At 57.7% G+C, this 13,688-nt stretch carries 19 protein-coding genes; 15 read left to right on the forward strand and 4 right to left on the reverse strand.

The features are described 5' to 3' along the window. The first annotated feature begins 2 nt into the window (after positions 1-2). The 11 genes from AC2FLA_RS15480 (at position 3) to AC2FLA_RS15530 (ending at position 5,836) form a co-directional block, all read left to right on the forward strand. The gene (locus tag AC2FLA_RS15480) at positions 3-515 is read left to right on the forward strand and encodes a GNAT family N-acetyltransferase (protein WP_496723338.1); all 513 of its coding nucleotides are present in this window, start codon (positions 3-5) and stop codon (positions 513-515) included. Next, a complete protein-coding gene (locus AC2FLA_RS15485; protein ID WP_496723340.1) occupies positions 512-1,057 on the forward strand; it encodes a GNAT family N-acetyltransferase in 546 nt (181 codons plus the stop codon). Before AC2FLA_RS15480 ends, AC2FLA_RS15485 begins: the two co-directional genes overlap by 4 nt. Beyond that, positions 1,054-1,605, forward strand: a complete 552-nt coding sequence (locus AC2FLA_RS15490) for a GNAT family N-acetyltransferase (protein ID WP_496723342.1) — start codon at positions 1,054-1,056, stop codon at positions 1,603-1,605. The genes AC2FLA_RS15485 and AC2FLA_RS15490 overlap by 4 nt, the downstream gene beginning before the upstream one ends. After that, positions 1,602-1,898 (forward strand): chorismate mutase, encoded by a 297-nt coding sequence (locus AC2FLA_RS15495; protein WP_058273325.1) that lies wholly within the window; start codon positions 1,602-1,604, stop codon positions 1,896-1,898. The genes AC2FLA_RS15490 and AC2FLA_RS15495 overlap by 4 nt, the downstream gene beginning before the upstream one ends. Before the next feature lie 67 nt (positions 1,899-1,965). Beyond that, positions 1,966-2,355, forward strand: a complete 390-nt coding sequence (gene rpsP, locus AC2FLA_RS15500) for a 30S ribosomal protein S16 (protein ID WP_058273326.1) — start codon at positions 1,966-1,968, stop codon at positions 2,353-2,355. Positions 2,356-2,367: 12 nt separating this feature from the next. Beyond that, positions 2,368-3,003, forward strand: coding sequence for a 5,6-dimethylbenzimidazole synthase (gene bluB, locus AC2FLA_RS15505; protein WP_282169936.1), 636 nt, complete (start codon positions 2,368-2,370; stop codon positions 3,001-3,003). 6 nt (positions 3,004-3,009) lie between these two features. Further along, a complete protein-coding gene (locus AC2FLA_RS15510) occupies positions 3,010-3,159 on the forward strand; it encodes a hypothetical protein (RefSeq protein ID WP_496723344.1) in 150 nt (49 codons plus the stop codon). Beyond that, a complete protein-coding gene (gene rimM, locus AC2FLA_RS15515) occupies positions 3,152-3,655 on the forward strand; it encodes a ribosome maturation factor RimM (RefSeq protein WP_496723346.1) in 504 nt (167 codons plus the stop codon). The genes AC2FLA_RS15510 and rimM overlap by 8 nt, the downstream gene beginning before the upstream one ends. Then, positions 3,655-4,470 (forward strand): hypothetical protein, encoded by an 816-nt coding sequence (locus AC2FLA_RS15520; protein ID WP_496723348.1) that lies wholly within the window; start codon positions 3,655-3,657, stop codon positions 4,468-4,470. The genes rimM and AC2FLA_RS15520 overlap by 1 nt, the downstream gene beginning before the upstream one ends. Continuing rightward, complete coding sequence (gene trmD / locus AC2FLA_RS15525; protein WP_496723350.1) at positions 4,467-5,276, forward strand: tRNA (guanosine(37)-N1)-methyltransferase TrmD; 810 nt, start codon at positions 4,467-4,469, stop codon at positions 5,274-5,276. The genes AC2FLA_RS15520 and trmD overlap by 4 nt, the downstream gene beginning before the upstream one ends. 197 nt (positions 5,277-5,473) lie before the next feature. Beyond that, positions 5,474-5,836: a hypothetical protein gene (locus tag AC2FLA_RS15530; protein ID WP_496723352.1), complete on the forward strand. Its 363-nt coding sequence runs from the start codon at positions 5,474-5,476 to the stop codon at positions 5,834-5,836. Here the strand turns inward: AC2FLA_RS15530 and AC2FLA_RS15535 are convergent. Continuing rightward, a complete protein-coding gene (locus tag AC2FLA_RS15535; protein WP_496723354.1) occupies positions 5,833-6,639 on the reverse strand; it encodes a glycoside hydrolase family 25 protein in 807 nt (268 codons plus the stop codon). The genes AC2FLA_RS15530 and AC2FLA_RS15535 overlap by 4 nt on opposite strands. Before the next feature lie 378 nt (positions 6,640-7,017). Between AC2FLA_RS15535 and rplS the strand changes: the two genes are divergently transcribed. Together rplS and rpmE are read left to right on the forward strand one after the other, a co-directional pair. Continuing rightward, complete coding sequence (gene rplS / locus AC2FLA_RS15540) at positions 7,018-7,401, forward strand: 50S ribosomal protein L19 (protein ID WP_058273331.1); 384 nt, start codon at positions 7,018-7,020, stop codon at positions 7,399-7,401. 11 nt (positions 7,402-7,412) lie between these two features. After that, on the forward strand, positions 7,413-7,634 hold the full coding sequence (gene rpmE / locus AC2FLA_RS15545; protein WP_010437577.1) for a 50S ribosomal protein L31: 222 nt from the start codon (positions 7,413-7,415) through the stop codon (positions 7,632-7,634). 79 nt (positions 7,635-7,713) lie between these two features. On the opposite strand, the gene AC2FLA_RS15550 is transcribed toward rpmE, so the two are convergent. The 3 genes from AC2FLA_RS15550 to AC2FLA_RS15560 all read right to left on the reverse strand — a co-directional run bounded on the left by AC2FLA_RS15550 (position 7,714) and on the right by AC2FLA_RS15560 (position 10,801). Beyond that, a complete protein-coding gene (locus AC2FLA_RS15550) occupies positions 7,714-8,178 on the reverse strand; it encodes a GNAT family N-acetyltransferase (protein WP_496723356.1) in 465 nt (154 codons plus the stop codon). A 59-nt stretch (positions 8,179-8,237) separates the two neighbouring features. Beyond that, a complete protein-coding gene (locus AC2FLA_RS15555) occupies positions 8,238-9,833 on the reverse strand; it encodes an MFS transporter (protein ID WP_496723358.1) in 1,596 nt (531 codons plus the stop codon). A gap of 80 nt (positions 9,834-9,913) precedes the next feature. Further along, the gene (locus tag AC2FLA_RS15560) at positions 9,914-10,801 is read right to left on the reverse strand and encodes an AEC family transporter (protein WP_496723360.1); all 888 of its coding nucleotides are present in this window, start codon (positions 10,799-10,801) and stop codon (positions 9,914-9,916) included. A 217-nt stretch (positions 10,802-11,018) separates the two neighbouring features. Between AC2FLA_RS15560 and AC2FLA_RS15565 the strand changes: the two genes are divergently transcribed. Together AC2FLA_RS15565 and AC2FLA_RS15570 are read left to right on the forward strand one after the other, a co-directional pair. Further along, complete coding sequence (locus tag AC2FLA_RS15565; protein ID WP_282153144.1) at positions 11,019-11,828, forward strand: division plane positioning ATPase MipZ; 810 nt, start codon at positions 11,019-11,021, stop codon at positions 11,826-11,828. A 322-nt stretch (positions 11,829-12,150) separates the two neighbouring features. Then, on the forward strand, positions 12,151-13,617 hold the full coding sequence (locus tag AC2FLA_RS15570) for a uracil-xanthine permease family protein (RefSeq protein ID WP_496723362.1): 1,467 nt from the start codon (positions 12,151-12,153) through the stop codon (positions 13,615-13,617). Positions 13,618-13,688 lie beyond the last annotated feature (71 nt).

Consider the following 13,688-nt stretch of genomic DNA (forward strand, 5'->3'; position numbering starts at 1 on the left):
CGATGGCAGCAGCGCAATATCGCGCGGCCCTGCCGGTCATTCAGACCCGGCGGCTGGTTCTGCGTGCACCCACTCTGGATGACTTGCCTGTTTGGACCACAGTTTGCGGCGAGACCTTTGGCAGTTCCGAACAGGAGGCTTGGACCGAGTTTTCCTACTATACCTCCGGGTGGCTTCTGCATGGGCATGGCCTGTTCACGGTAACCCTAAAGAACGACGATCAGATCGCTGGTTTCGTTTTTCTGGGGCTGGAATGGGATGATCGCGAACCCGAGCTTGGCTATATGTTCAGCGCCGAGCACCGCAAGCAAGGCTACGCGACTGAGGCCTGCGCGGCCGTACGTGACTTCGGTTTCGACCTGCTCGGATCGGGCCAGTTCGTCAGTTATGTCTCGCGGTCGAACACGCGTTCGAATGCGTTGGCGCAACGCCTTGGCGCATCCAGGGACGCAGCGGCCGAGAGCGCCTTTGACGCAGATCAGCGTGTCTGGCGCTATGGCGAGGTGCAGGCATGACACCGCCGATCCCCAGATTGGAAACCGAACGCTTGATCATGCGGGCCCCTAGCGAAGCGGACTTGGAAGCCGAGGCCGAGTTCTTTGCCAGCGATGCATCGAAATTCGTCGGCGGCCCCCTGCGTCCTGATGAAACATGGCGCGCCATTGCCATGCTGCTGGGTCATTGGGCCATGCGCGGCTACGGGTTTTGGGGCGTCGAGGAAAAGGACACGGGCTCCTATGTCGGCCACGTCGGCCTGTGGTGCCCGCACAGCTGGCCCGAACCTGAAATCGGCTGGACGTTGATGAATAACGCCACTGGCAAAGGTTACGCGACCGAGGCCGCGCTGGCCGCGCGCTCGCATGCCTATGATGTGCTGGGCTGGGAAACGGCAATTTCGCTGATCGACCCGGAGAATCTGGGCAGCAAGGCCGTGGCCGAACGTCTGGGTGCCCAGTTCGATTACACTTTCGAAAATCCGACTTTTGGTACGATGCAAGTCTGGCGGCACCCTGCCCCGGCCGATCTGGTGAACGGCGGAATGGAGGCCTACGCATGACCTCGTACACCATTCCCACCGTAGAAACTAAAAACCTGATCCTGCGCGCTCCGCAAGAGGGTGACCTGCCCGCGATAACAACCTTCTTCGCGTCGGACCGCAGCCGCATGGTCGGTGGCCCAAAAACGCCGCTGGAAGCATGGCGGTCCCTTTTGGGCCGGTTCGGGCATTGGGCCATCATGGGTTACGGTGGTTGGCACATCGTCGAAAATGCCAGCGGCGCATTTGCAGGCTGGACCGGCATCATCAACGCGCCGGGCTGGGATGAGCCCGAATTGGGCTGGGTCATTTTTGATGGTTTCGAAGGCAAAGGAATTGCGTTCGAGGCCGCGATGGCTGCCCGCGCCTATGCCGCCCAACACCAGGGGGTGAATGGCCCGATTTCGTACATCGCCCATGAAAACAACCGCTCGCGCGCGTTGGCAGAACGTCTTGGCGCCACCTATGAACGCGAAGGCGAGGTTGTGGGTCAACGCTGCCAGGTTTGGCGGCACCCGAAACTCGAATTCCCTGACACCGCTTTGACCACCGAAAGGACCGGCCAATGAACAACCCTGTGACTCGGGCTGCGACGTTGCTGAAAGAGCATCGCGAAAGCATCGACCGGCTGGACGCGATCCTCGTCTACACTCTGGGCGAGCGGTTCAAGCACACTCAGGCCGTTGGCAAGCTCAAGGCCGAACACGACCTTCCCCCGTCCGATCCCTCGCGTGAGTCCGCGCAGATCGCACGGTTAGAAGACCTGGCGGACAAGGCCCATCTGGACCCAGATTTCGCCAAGGCTTTCCTGAATTTCATCATTCAGGAAGTCATCCGACACCATAAGAAACACCAGAACTAAACCGGGAAAATCCCGGCTTTAACAAAGACACGCCTCTGGCGTGATGCCATCCAAAGGAGATACCACCATGGCAATGAAAATTCGTCTCGCCCGCGGCGGCTCGAAAAAGCGTCCCTTCTATCGCATTGTGGCTGCTGACAGCCGCATGCCGCGCGACGGCCGTTTCATCGAGAAACTGGGCACCTACAACCCGCTGCTGCCGAAAGACAGCGAAGAGCGCGTGAAAATGAACATGGAGCGCATTCAGTACTGGTTGGATCAGGGCGCACAACCCACCGACCGTATTGCACGCATGCTGGAAGCTGCCGGCACCCTTAACAAGGCCGAGCGCAACAACCCCAACAAGGGTACCCCGGGCAAGAAAGCTCAGGAACGCGCAGAAGAGAAAGCTGCAAAGGTTGCTGAAGCCGCCGAGGCAGCTGCTGCTCCGGCTGAAGAAGCAGCGGCAGAAGAGTAAGCAGGTCAGCGCGTGCAGGATCAGGATTTCACCGACGATTTTCGCACGCAGTTTGAACTGTTGATGCGGCTCCGGCGCGATGTGCGCCGGTTTCGCACCGATCCCGTGGACGAGGCGGTGCTGACGCGCTGCCTCGACACATTTCGTCTGGCCCCTTCCGTGGGCCTGAGCGAACCCTGGCGCGTCATTCGCGTCGAAAGCGTAGCGGCGCGTGCCGCAGCGCTAGAGAATTTCCAAAACGCCAATGAAAAGGCCCTTGCAGGCTATTCGGGCGACAAGGCGTTGAAATACAGCCGCCTGAAGCTGTCCGGCATGCAGGAAGCGCCTGTTCAGCTGGCTGTATTCTCGGACGAGACGACCAACAAAGGTCTGGGGCTGGGCGCGGGCACAATGCCCGAGATGCGCCGCTATTCTGTCGTCGCCGCGATCACCTTGTTCTGGCTCGCCTTGCGGGCCGAGGGATTGGGTCTGGGCTGGGTCTCAATCCTTGATCCAGAACAGATGAAACGCGATCTGGCTGTGCCTGACGATTGGTCTCTGGTCGGCTACTATTGTGTGGGCTGGCCGGAAGAAATGTCTGAAAGACCCGAACTTGAGCGTGCCGGCTGGGAACAGCGTAGCGCCCGATTGCATATCGAAACGCGGTAAAGCCAGATGTTCGGACTGATACGGCTTCCCATCCTGTTGCTGATCGCTTTTATTGTGGGCGTGTTCTTTGAGCGCAATAACCAACGCGAGGCATGTGCCCCGGTTGGCGACTGGCAGGACGGATTATGTGTAACGACGGAAAAGCGAAATGACTGATCTGATCTGCGTGGGCAGCGTTGCGGGGTCGTACGGCGTGCGCGGCGAAGTGCGGCTAAAAAGTTTTTGCGCCATCCCTGAGGATATCGAGACCTATTCGCCCTTAACTGACGAAGACGGCAAGGAACGCTATCCCCTGGTGCTGACCCGCCCAATCAAAAACGGCTTTGCGGCGCGTTTGGGTGGGATCGAGACCAAAGAACAGGCAGACGCCATCAACGGCCTCCGCCTATTCGCGCGGCGTGATCAGCTGCCATCATTGTCTGATGACGAATTCTATCACACCGACCTGATCGAGCTTGAGGTCTACGACACCGGCGGAACGCTGCTGGGTCGTGTGAAGTCGGTACAAAACCACGGCGCTGCAGATCTGCTGGAACTTCACGGGCCGGGGCTGAAAGGCACCGTTTTGCTGCCCTTCACGCTTGAGGTTGTTCCGACCGTGGATCTGGACAAAGGTCGCATCATCGCAGACCCGCCCGAGGGCCTGATCTGATGCGACGCGTTCTGCTGCATCTGGGGCTACACAAGACCGGAACCACCGCAGCACAGTCGTTTTTGTATGAAAACCGCGAGTTGATCTGGCCACATTTCGCGCTGTTGCTGCCTTACAAGACGCGCAAATTTGGGCTGTCAGGTGCCGCGACCCGACATTCCATCTATGGAACCGTAGGAACGCTGTCCGAATTCAGCTCGCAGACCCGAGAGTATCTGGCCACGCGAAACTTCGGCACGAAACGCGGCCTGATCGTCAGTGAAGAGAATTTCAGCGGCCTGCGACCCAGCCGCAATATCGAACAGGGATATGCTGCCGCACCGGATCTGGCCGCTTGTCTGGTGGACGCCGTCCGCGATCGGTTCGAGGATCAGGAGGTCGATATCACGATCTACCTGTCCCTGCGCCAGCGAGGGGCGTGGTTGCGCAGCCTTTGGGCGCACGATCTTCAGAGAACCCGCGAGGTCCAGGATTTCGAAACCTTTCGCGCGAAAATGGATCACCTGCCCGCGCTTGAGGAAACGGTCTCGGACATTCGCAAGAAACTGCCGTCGGTCACTGTGACCGAAGAGTGGCTGGAAGAGATGCAGCTGCGACGCTTTGGTCCCGGTACGCCATTTGCCGAATTCCTGAACTTGCCACGGGAAAAGGCACGACTTTTGGTGCCGCCCACAAAATCCAACAGCAGGCTGCCGGAAAGCGTGTTGGCGGAATTACTGACGCTGAACCGATCCCATCTGGACGAAGCGGAGTTGACCCGGCAAAAAGCGCTGGTAGTAGAGCGGGCAAAGAACGCGATGGTCGGCACAATATGACAGACAAGCCAAGCAAATCTCATGGACGCAAGGCAATCCGACCCACGCTGAAGCCGCGTGAATTGATGACTCCGACACCTGATCTGCACGGGGTCTGGAAGGCGAAAATCATCACCCTGTTCCCGTCGGCCTTTCCCGGCGTTCTGGGCGAAAGCCTGACGGGCAAAGCCTTGCAAGAAGGGTTATGGCAGTTAGAGACCGTGGATCTGCGCCAGTTCGGTGTTGGCAAACATCGCAATGTCGACGACACGCCCGCCGGCGGCGGCGCGGGTATGGTGTTGCGCGCAGACGTTCTGGGCGAGGCAATCGAACACACAATGGCTGGCGTGCAGGGCAACTGGCCACTGATCTACCTCAGCCCGCGCGGTCGCCGCATGGATCAGCGAATGATGCAGAACCTTGCACGCTGCGACGGCATGACCTTGCTTTGCGGTCGGTTCGAAGGCGTCGATGAACGCGTGTTGGAGCATTACGGCGTTCAGGAAGTCAGCCTTGGTGATTTCGTGATGACCGGCGGCGAGATCGCAGCCCAGGCGCTGATTGACTCAACTGTGCGGTTGATTCCCGGCGTATTGGGCAACCAGGCCTCAGCCGAAGACGAAAGCTTTTCTTCGGGTCTTTTAGAGCACCCGCAATACACCCGACCCGCAGATTGGAAAGGCCACCCGATCCCCGACATTCTGATGTCTGGTCATCACGGGCGCATTGCCGAATGGCGTCACCAGATGTCCGAAGAGATCACCCGCAAGCGACGCCCTGATCTGTGGGAACGCTTTGAGGAATCCGGGGACGGTACACAGGATTGATACCCCGAGTGTGACTTGTATGCAGCACGTTCCTGTATTTGGCGAACACCACTTGAAGCTGATGTTCTGAAAAAATACTCATCTTTCAGATGTTGTAAAATGCGATTTCAATTCAACGCATAACAGGCTGCTAAATGAAAAAAATCATATGCTTAGCTGTGCTTGCCCTTTCAGCTTGCACAACCAAGCCTCTTGAGATGGCAGTGCCCACTCAGGCGGGCCATAACCTGCACTCCGCAAAGGTCGCCGTGCAATCATGCGCCGCCGAGGAAGATATTGGAGGCAACAGCGCGGTGATTGGTGGATACGCCACGAATATCCTGCTGTGGGGCGTGATCCTGGGCCCAATCGTCACGGCGCCCTTCGACGATAAGCTTCGCTCACAGGGTGAAATTGACCAGGTGCACCGCTGCATGATCGAACTTGGCTTCGAACGACGCGAACTGACTGATGGAGAGCGGTTCTGGCTGCATCACACATCTGGCGAAGAACGGGTACGCCGTCTGGATCACCTTGTGGCCGGAGGAACCATTGAAACTTATGGGGCACCTAGCGGCTAAGCGCGCCCCCCCGCCTTCCATCTGGCCCATATCTCAGGCGGGCCGTTGAATGTGTTGATGTCCACTTTCCCCTGTACGCCAGGAACCAAACCCGTACCGGTATACTGCCAAATTCGCCATGCGGCCTTGGGGTAAACGTTGCGCGGATGCCCGGCGACGGACCGTAGCCAGAATTCCGTCTTGGGCAGGCGCGCTATGTCGGTATCACCATAGAAATCCACGGTCGTATAGACGATCGGGCGGCGGCCATAGTGGCTTTCCAGGATATCAAGGAACCGCTTCGCCTCGGACCGGACGGTCGCACCATCGGGCCTGATGGTGCAGGTCTTGGAATGTGGCGTCCATTCCATATCCAGCACATGCGGCAGGTCGGCACCTCTGGGCACGTTCTCGATGAACCATTTCGCCTGCTCATGCGCCGGTCGGCAGAAATAATAGTAGTGATAAGCCCCCCAGGGAACGCCTGCGGCTTGCGCCCCGCGCCGGTGGTCGTCGAACAAAGGATCGGCCACGTCGCCACCCTCGGTCGCCTTGATGAATACGAAACTGACACCGGAGGACTTGGCCCTGCGCCAGTCAATCGGACCCTGCCATCGCGAAACATCGAGCCCGTGAACCGGATAGTGCCCCGGATGCCGGCCTTCCCACTCATGCGGCTTGGCATCCCCAAAGCTTGGAAAAATGACCGAGGGCGACGTGGTGCTCAGAAATGCCTTAGCTTCGACCTGTTGGGGCGGAGGGCTGCTGCGGCCGCAGGACAGGGTCGCGAAGGCCAAAACAGCCAGCATCAATGCTGTGCGCATGGTATGTTCCTGTTCTAAATTTCTGCTCTTACAATTCCCTCTAGAATGCCTGATCTGCCTGACAAGGCAACGATGTTGTTGGCCGGTGGCGAAATCTTACCATCTGGCCCTGACCATTCTTGCGATTCAGGCTTGATCCCTGCCCACAAAGCCCGTAAAGCAGCGCAATCCGGTGCCGCGACATGCGACTCCGGTGTTTTGGTTTGCATCATGGCGTGACGCCCGGCTTTCTTCGGCCACGGCGCGGCAGGGCGGACCGGACCAAAGGAATATTCGATCTGACCTCTGGCGGGCTGTACGCAGGACCCGGTGAAGACCAAGAGCTCTCAGGCCGTGCTCAACTTCGTGGACCAACCACGAGCAGATAGGAGAAATGCGATGGACCTGATCGCACAGCTTGAGGCGGAACAGATTGCCGCCCTGGGGAAAGACATCCCCGATTTCAAAGCCGGAGACACCATCCGTGTCGGCTTTAAAGTGACCGAAGGGTCGCGTACCCGTGTACAGAACTACGAAGGCGTCTGCATCGCCCGCAAAGGCGGCAACACCATCGCCGGTGCGTTCACCGTTCGCAAAATTTCGTTTGGCGAAGGTGTGGAGCGTGTATTCCCGCTGTATTCGACCAACATCGACAGCATCACCGTTGTCCGCCGTGGCCGCGTCCGTCGCGCCAAACTGTACTATCTGCGCTCGCGCCGTGGTAAATCCGCGCGTATCGCAGAAGTCACCAACTACAAGCCCAAGGCTGGCGCCGAAGCGTAAGGAACGGAAAGATGAAAAAAGACATCCATCCCGATTATCACGTCATCGACGTCAAAATGACCGATGGCACCGTAGTTCAGATGAAATCCACCTGGGGCGCCGAAGGCGATCAGCTGGCTCTGGAAATCGACCCCTCTGTGCACCCTGCATGGACCGGTGGTTCGTCGCGCCTGTTGGACGCCGGCGGCCGTGTGTCGAAGTTCAAGAAAAAATACGAAGGTCTGGGCTTCTAAGCCAGACCCGTTTGAGATGCGAAAGGCCGCCCACCGGGGCGGCCTTTTTTGTCGGTAGAACGTTGCCAGAAATAAGTGGCTAAGCCAGCCGCATGATCAACTCGACTTCGCCATCGACAAGCCGGCCAGTCGGCGCAAACCCGAACGATTGGTAAAGCGGCAGCGCACTGCCGGGTTCGTCGACGACGCTGATCACCAGGTTGGAGCGACCCTTTTTTAAAGCCACGGATTTTGCAAAATCCAATGCGGCCATTCCATAGCCCCGGCCCTGACGAGATTTATCGACCATCAGCCGCCAGATATAGACGCCATCCGGGTCATCCTCGTCATCCAATTCTGCATCGGGATGTGCCATGTCGATAATGGCAAGCAATCCCACCGCATCGCCGCCATCCCAAATGCCATAGACTTCTGACCCCGGTTCGAAAATCGACTGCGCCATCGTCATTAGATTTGTCGCGACAAACCCTGCCTGATTGTCGCGCACAGACAATGCCGCCAAAGGGCGCAGGGTTTTTTGAGAGAGTAGCGCAAACTCAACCATGGAGACCTACTATCACAGCCGGATTTCCAGTAGAAGAATTGTCAACAGTTGAAGCGAACTCAACTCTTCGCACGCGTCAGTTCGGCTGCGCTGTGTACGGGCGGCACCGGCCCCCGAAGCAACATCAGCGCCAAAGCCATCCCGACTAGAGCCGCCACCGCGGCAACAAGCATCGCGCTGTCGAAGGCGTTGTCCTGCAAGTCCCTAAGGGCCTTGGCTAAAGCGCTGCTAGTTTCAGGATCCATTTTAGCGATCAGTTGTTGGATTTGACTCGGCGTCCCATGGGTTAGGGCATGGGCCAGATCTTCTCGCTGGTCGGAACCGGCAGGCAAAGCACTCATGACCTCGGAAATACCTCTGCGGGTCGTTATCGCTTCGGCCAACCCTCCGACCACGGCGCCCAGTGTCGCGCCAAAATACAGGCAGGCGTTAATCACCCCGGACCCCTGCCCCACATGCTCTTCTGGCAAAACGCGAAGACCGAGCCGGGGTAAAAGTGAAAAACAGATACCTAATCCAATGCCGACGATCATCAGCTTCCACCAGATCTCGGCATATTGAGTGGAGTTCGAAGTTGTCATCAACAGCAAGAACCCACAGGCCATCGCCCCCAAGCCGATCACGATAGGCCATTGAAAGCTGTAGGGCGCCAGAAACCGGGGTGCAGTGACCGAGATCACGAACATGCTGAGGCTAAGCGGCATGATCGCTAAACCTGCGCCGATGGGCGAATAACCGAAGGCATCCGGGGATTGAACGAACGTGTTGAAATACACAAAGAAACAGAACAGCGTGAAGCCGGTGAAGAACATGCCAACGGCGGCCATGAAATAACGCGGATGCTTGAAGTATCGCAGTTCGATCAACGGATCGTCGCTGCGGCGAGACACGATAACAAGGATGATTGTCGCAACCGCCGCAACACCCAGCGGCATCAATGTCATCGGCGTTGCCCACCCGCTGCTTTCCCCATTGCTGAGCGCAAAGGACAGCGGGCCAAGGAACAACAGCAACGCAAAAGCGCCCGGATAATCAAACTTGGCCCCGGTTTGACGCGTGTCCGGCACATACCCGCGTCGGCTGACATGCAGTCCAATCAGGAAGGCGAACACCAGCAACACCAGATCGGTCGCAAACACCGCGCGCCAGCTGATATAGTGGGCAAAGGCACCGCCGACGATCGGCCCGACGCCAATGGCAAGACCGACAATTGCGCCCCATGCGCCGGTAACACCTGCGCGCTGCTCTTCGGGTGTGGCGGCGGTCAACAGTGACAGAGACGTGCCAAACAGGGCCGCAGCCCCCGCGCCCTGCGCGCCGCGCCCAAACAGCAGCATGGCTCCGTCTTGCGCAAACAGGACCGAGGCGGACCCAATGCCAAAGACAATCATCCCAGCGAAGAACACGCCCATCTTGCCGGTGATATCGCCCAACCGGCTGACGATTGTGACCAGCGTGGCGCTGGCCACGGTGTAGGTTGCCATCACCCATTGCAGACCGGACGGCGTCAAATCGAACTCGGCCTTGAGGTTCGGTAGAATGGTCGCGACGGCCGTTGTGTTAAACCCAACAACCATCATGCAGATGGCCGTCATCGCCAGCACAACGCGGGCACCCCTCTCGTGCGTTGGGTCAGAAGGCGTCTTGTCGGTCATAAATCCACCCAAAACTCATTGTTCTTAAATGCAATTAATCAGCAGTTTAGCGATTTTTGTCGCTAGGCATAGGGTCGGCTTTAGATCCAGTAGGACAGCGCGATCGGCAGGACGATGATCGTGGCCAGCGTCGACACAAGAATGAAACCAGCAACATCCGGCCCGTATTCCGGCACGTGTTGGTCAATGAACAGGTAAGTCGCAACCGAGGACGGCATCAGGCAACACAGGATCACCGCGCCACGCTCAGCCCCGGTGAAACCAAAAACCCATACCAAAGCGCTGGCGATTGCAATCGCCATGACCAGATGCAGAACGGTCAACAGCACCGCCCGGCCCAGGCTTTTGATCCGCAACGTCGCCAGCGTATGGCCCAATGTCAGCAGCATCAGTGGGATCGACAGCCCCCCAAGAATGTCAAAGGATTTTGCCAGCGGTTGAGGCAAGCTTGATCCGCTCGCCATAAGGACCAGAGACAGGATCACTGCATAAATGATCGGGGACGTGACGAGCTTTCTGGGCGAAAACTCACCCGCCGGGATCCACATGCCGATGGTGAAAATGCTAATCAACACAACCACGACAAATCCCATCGTATAGGCCATTCCCGCATCACCCAACGCAAGCAAGGCGATAGGCAGCCCGATATTGCCCACGTTCCCATGCATCAGCGGCGTCAAAAAGGCCCGAACCGGCAGACGCATGGTTCTCAGTGCCAGAAGCCCCAACACTCCGAACCCAGCAATGGCCAGCGCTGCGGCCGTCATGACGTCCAGAAAGGTGCCTACCGCGATCTTGGTTGTGGACAGGTGCGAGATGATCAGCGTCGGGTACCCAACGCGCGAAACGATCCCACCGATAACTTTGTTGTCGAACGGTGCCTTGATCGCGGCAAGGGCATAGCCGATTCCGGCGCAGATCAGCACCGGCAGAACCACGTTCAAAACGTTCAAAAACAGATGGTCCAACCGGTTCCCCTGTTGCAAAACCCTGATTTGAACTGTGAAACAGCCGGTCCGTTTTGACAAGCACGCGTCCTAACCGACACAGCCGGTTGAGTTTTCCAAATTAGAGCCTGTTATTGCCCTGCTAGGGGGCTTGGGGTTCTTCCCTTCCCGGCTTCCACAACATATAGTGGTTGGTAACAACGTGTGGGTAAGCACGGCGGGACGTGGGAATACAAGCATGGCACATATTATCGTAGTGGGGAACGAGAAGGGCGGCGCAGGCAAATCGACCGTGTCGATGCATGTCGCTACAGCGCTGGCCCGCTTGGGTCACAAGGTCAGCACACTGGACCTTGATCTTCGGCAGCGCAGCCTTGGCCGGTACTTCGAAAACCGCGGCAACTTTCTGAATAACTCGGACCTGACCCTCCCCAGCCCCCGCCATCATGACCTGCCCGAGATTGATGCATCCAAGCTGAAGCCCGGCGAGAATATCTATGACCACCGCTTGTCCGCCGCAGTGTCCAAGCTGGAAAGCGATAGTGATTTCATCCTGATCGATTGCCCCGGATCGCACACACGCCTTAGCCAGGTGGCACATTCGCTGGCCGATACGCTGATCACGCCGCTGAATGACAGCTTTATCGACTTTGACCTGCTTGCACGGATCGACTCGAAAGGTGAGAAGATCCTGGGCCCTTCTGTCTATTCGGAAATGGTCTGGAATGCGCGCCAATTGCGCGCTCAGGCGGGACTAAAGCCCATCGACTGGGTGGTGGTCCGCAACCGCGTCGGCACTCAGCGCATGGTCAACAAGGAAAAGATGCAGCGCGCGATTGAGATGCTGTCCCAGCGCATCGGCTTCCGCGTCGCTTCTGGTTTCTCCGAGCGGGTTATCTTCCGCGAGCTGTTCCCGCGCGGCCTGACCTTGCTGGACCTCAAGGATATCGGGGTCAAACAGCTGAACATTTCGAACATCGCTGCACGGCAAGAGCTGCGCGACATGATGAAGGAACTGAACCTGCCGGGCGTTGAGATCGACTTCTAACGCCACGTTCGGGCGTTCCAGCCCCAGCGCTACCATACCTCGCTAAAATCGTAGATCGGGTGTGCGCCCCTGCCCTTTTGGGCAATGAGTTTTGACAATACCGGCGGCCTGAAGCTTCAGCGCCGCGTTAAGGCTGACTCTGGACCGTCATTGGTATCTTTACCAAAAATACAACTATCCAAAGCACCTTTTTGGTATTTTTGATAATCACCACTATCCACCTGATCTAATAATAGACAACTTTGAATGGATCAGGATGTGAATTCCACACCGGGTTATCAAGGGACAGGACGCCAAATCGCGCGTTGACGGGAGGACAGCCATGACCGATTCATCCATTGGGACGCCGGAGCAACTTCGGGATCCAAACTATTTTCCAGCCATATACCGGGCCGTACCGCTGGGGATACAGCACGTGCTTGCAATGTTCGTGTCCAACGTTACCCCGGCGATTATCGTTGCCGGCGCGGCGGGTTTTGGCTTTGGCTCAAACAGCCCGGACTTTCCCGAGTTGCTGTACCTGATCCAAATGTCGATGCTTTTTGCTGGCGTCGCCACGCTGATGCAAACGGTAACACTTGGCCCAGTTGGCGCGGCGCTTCCGATCGTACAGGGTACATCCTTTGCCTTTATTCCGATCATGATCCCTCTGGTTGCCGGAAAAGGCGTGGACGGTCTTGCCGCCCTGTTTGGGGGCGTGATTGTCGGTGGCTTGTTTCATGCCCTATTGGGCACGGTAATCGGCAGGATACGCTTTGCACTACCGCCCTTGGTCACAGGATTGGTTGTGACGATGATCGGTCTTGCGCTGGTAAAGGTCGGCATCGAATACGCGGCCGGTGGTGTACCAGCCAAAGCTTCTGGTGCTGAAAGCTACGGCTCATTGTCCAGCTGGACGCCTGCGCTGATCGTTGTGTTTGTTACGCTGGGGCTGAAGTTCTTCGCGCGTGGCATGCTTTCCGTATCGGCTGTCCTGGTCGGTATTTTAGTGGGCTATGTTTATTGCTTGCTGGTCGGGAAACTGCCTGTCGAAGTGATCTCTGGCTCGTGGGAACGCTCTGCGGCTTTCGCTCTGCCGCAGCCGTTCAAATACGGCTTTGAGTTCTCGTTTGCTGCTGTAATCGGTTTCTGTCTTATGGCCTTTGTGTCCGCCGTCGAGACGGTCGGAGATGTCTCGGGGATCACCAAGGGTGGCGCAGGTCGTGAGGCCACCGACAAGGAGATACAGGGTGCCACATATGCTGACGGTTTCGGCTCTGCCATTGCTGGTGTCTTTGGCGGCTTCCCGAACACCTCGTTCAGCCAGAATGTCGGTCTGATCGCTATGACCGGCGTCATGAGCCGCCACGTGGTCACCATTGGTGCCATTTTCCTGATTGTGTGCGGTCTGGTGCCCAAAGTCGGCGGGTTGATCCGAACAGTTCCGATCGAAGTGCTGGGCGGCGGCGTCATAGTCATGTTCGGCATGGTTGTCGCCGCAGGCGTATCCATGTTGTCGGATGTTGTGTGGAACCGTCGCAACATGGTGATCTTTGCGGTTTCGCTTTCGATTGGTCTGGGGCTTCAACTCGAAGTCATGAACGTGGCACCCGGATCGGCAAATGCGCTGCAGCACCTGCCCGACACCCTACGGGTTCTGGGCGCGTCAGGCATCCTTCCAGCAGCGTTTATCGCTATTGTGCTTAACCTGATCCTGCCAGAGACACTCGCGGATGAGGCGACAGAAGAAGTCTCTGGGGGTATGGCCGGCCACGGGCGCGGCGCGTTGGTTAAGGACGATCACGTCTGAGCCAGAAACCATTGCTTGGGCCTGTTCACAAATGGATAGGCCCAAGCCGCAATTAATTTCGGCCACGAAAC

Source organism: Ruegeria sp. CDSA033 (assembly GCF_059612305.1).

Bases quoted from the DNA above. Each gene is read 5' to 3' on its own strand.
- AC2FLA_RS15480 (WP_496723338.1), top strand. From the start codon at position 3: ATGGCAGCAGCGCAATATCGCGCGGCCCTGCCGGTCATTCAGACCCGG.
- AC2FLA_RS15485 (WP_496723340.1), top strand. From the start codon at position 512: ATGACACCGCCGATCCCCAGATTGGAAACCGAACGCTTGATCATGCGG.
- AC2FLA_RS15490 (WP_496723342.1), top strand. From the start codon at position 1,054: ATGACCTCGTACACCATTCCCACCGTAGAAACTAAAAACCTGATCCTG.
- AC2FLA_RS15495 (WP_058273325.1), top strand. From the start codon at position 1,602: ATGAACAACCCTGTGACTCGGGCTGCGACGTTGCTGAAAGAGCATCGC.
- rpsP (WP_058273326.1), top strand. From the start codon at position 1,966: ATGGCAATGAAAATTCGTCTCGCCCGCGGCGGCTCGAAAAAGCGTCCC.
- AC2FLA_RS15510 (WP_496723344.1), top strand. From the start codon at position 3,010: ATGTTCGGACTGATACGGCTTCCCATCCTGTTGCTGATCGCTTTTATT.
- rimM (WP_496723346.1), top strand. From the start codon at position 3,152: ATGACTGATCTGATCTGCGTGGGCAGCGTTGCGGGGTCGTACGGCGTG.
- AC2FLA_RS15520 (WP_496723348.1), top strand. From the start codon at position 3,655: ATGCGACGCGTTCTGCTGCATCTGGGGCTACACAAGACCGGAACCACC.
- trmD (WP_496723350.1), top strand. From the start codon at position 4,467: ATGACAGACAAGCCAAGCAAATCTCATGGACGCAAGGCAATCCGACCC.
- AC2FLA_RS15530 (WP_496723352.1), top strand. From the start codon at position 5,474: ATGGCAGTGCCCACTCAGGCGGGCCATAACCTGCACTCCGCAAAGGTC.
- AC2FLA_RS15535 (WP_496723354.1), bottom strand. From the start codon at position 6,639: ATGCGCACAGCATTGATGCTGGCTGTTTTGGCCTTCGCGACCCTGTCC.
- rplS (WP_058273331.1), top strand. From the start codon at position 7,018: ATGGACCTGATCGCACAGCTTGAGGCGGAACAGATTGCCGCCCTGGGG.
- rpmE (WP_010437577.1), top strand. From the start codon at position 7,413: ATGAAAAAAGACATCCATCCCGATTATCACGTCATCGACGTCAAAATG.
- AC2FLA_RS15550 (WP_496723356.1), bottom strand. From the start codon at position 8,178: ATGGTTGAGTTTGCGCTACTCTCTCAAAAAACCCTGCGCCCTTTGGCG.
- AC2FLA_RS15555 (WP_496723358.1), bottom strand. From the start codon at position 9,833: ATGACCGACAAGACGCCTTCTGACCCAACGCACGAGAGGGGTGCCCGC.
- AC2FLA_RS15565 (WP_282153144.1), top strand. From the start codon at position 11,019: ATGGCACATATTATCGTAGTGGGGAACGAGAAGGGCGGCGCAGGCAAA.
- AC2FLA_RS15570 (WP_496723362.1), top strand. From the start codon at position 12,151: ATGACCGATTCATCCATTGGGACGCCGGAGCAACTTCGGGATCCAAAC.